Here is a 1,497-nt window from a genome sequence, read left to right as displayed (position 1 = left end):
CCCTTTCGTGCTAATACCCCATTTCCTCTGTGGCCATGCGTACCACTTCTTCGTCAATGACGTCCTTTTTCAGCTGATGCCCGTACAGCAGGCATGTCGTAGCCAACGTGTTGATCACCCGAGGCCATCCCCGCGACTGCAGGGCAATCGCCTCTAACGCCGATGGAGTGAAGATCGGATGCTTCGCCCCGGCCTGTTTCATCCGATGCTCGATGTAGCCCGCCACCTCCTCCTTCTCGAGCGGCCCCATCCGGCATCGCATGATGATCCGCTGATCGAGAGGGCGGTGCTGATTGAGCCGCAGCTTCCCCTGTAAATGGGGCAGCCCAGCTAACATCAAGACAAAGGGGTTGGTTGAATCCATCTCAAAGTTGAACAAGATGGCGATGTCCTGTAAAAAGGCATCCTTCGCGAAATGCATCTCGTCCAATATCAACACCGGTGTGATCCGCCGTTCATGATACAACCGCTCAATGGCCTGCTGGATTTGGCGGAAGAGATCCACCTTGCGGTATTTCGGTTCTTCCCCCAACCCAAAGGCCAGCCCGCGGTAAAAATCCATCACGCCTCCGGTCGATAACGGGAAGTAGACTACGTGATACAAAGAAGGGGACAACGATTCTTTCCACGCCCGAAGGGCGAATGTCTTGCCCGCCCCCGGTTCTCCGGTCAACAGCCCGATTCCCCGGGTTCGTTTCACGTACTCCAGCGCCCGCAGCGCTTCTTGAAACGCTGCCCCTTGATACGCCTCGGACGGGGCGGTTTCTTTCGCAAACGGCTCCCGCGAAAGAGAGTAGAACGATTTATACACCGTGTTCTCCCTCCTTCGCTGGAACTGCCGCAAACGGCGACCGGTGACGCTTCACATGGGCGTGATCCTCCAAACGCACCCGAATGGCTTCCGCTACTCGTTTGCCGTCTTCGTACACATAGACGCCTCGTTCGTCATAGCGGAGCTCAATCGATTGCCCAATGAACCGAGGCGGCACTTCGTATAGCTGTTGATTCAGGGTGATCGTGCCATCGGCTTTCACCTTGCGGTGCTCCCGTTTCAGAAAAATCGCATCCAGCCAGTCGATGTCTTCGACCCACACCACTCGTTCCACTTGGGACTGAAACACCTCATGCGGCGTTTTTCCGTCCAGTGAGGCGTGTGGTTTTCGGTGATCCTCTTCTTCAAGCCACTTCCCAAACCGCTCGTTCAACTCGTCAAGCGACTTTGGCGGATTCAGCTCCAACAGCGGATAAAACCGCGTCTGTACGGTGCGGAAGAACCGTTCGATTTTCCCTTTGCTTTGCGGGTCATACGGCTGGGTGTGGATGAGCGTAATCCCCATCTCGGCGCACGCATACTGCAGCACCTCGGATCGATCAATGTTCCCGTTGTCCGAGTAAATGCGTTTCGGCTTCCCGCAACGAATCACCGCTTCCTTTGTGACGACCCGCAGCCCGTCAAACTTCTCCGAAGGGAAACTATACGTACGGCACCAACCGCGA

General features: G+C 56.0%; 2 protein-coding genes. Both read right to left on the bottom strand.

Annotation, left to right across the window (positions count from 1 at the left end):
- Positions 1-10: 10 nt before the first annotated feature.
- Positions 11-811, bottom strand: a complete 801-nt coding sequence (locus tag B4113_RS03125) for an ExeA family protein (protein WP_061912214.1) — start codon at positions 809-811, stop codon at positions 11-13.
- On the bottom strand, positions 804-1,497 hold a 694-nt coding region (locus tag B4113_RS03120; protein ID WP_153017115.1), incomplete at its 5' end, for an integrase core domain-containing protein. The genes B4113_RS03125 and B4113_RS03120, both read right to left, overlap by 8 nt.

Source organism: Geobacillus sp. B4113_201601, assembly GCF_001587475.1.
GTDB lineage: Bacteria > Bacillota > Bacilli > Bacillales > Anoxybacillaceae > Geobacillus > Geobacillus icigianus.
The sequence above is the reverse complement of the archived record's forward strand: the minus strand, read 5'-3'. Positions and strand labels throughout refer to the sequence as shown.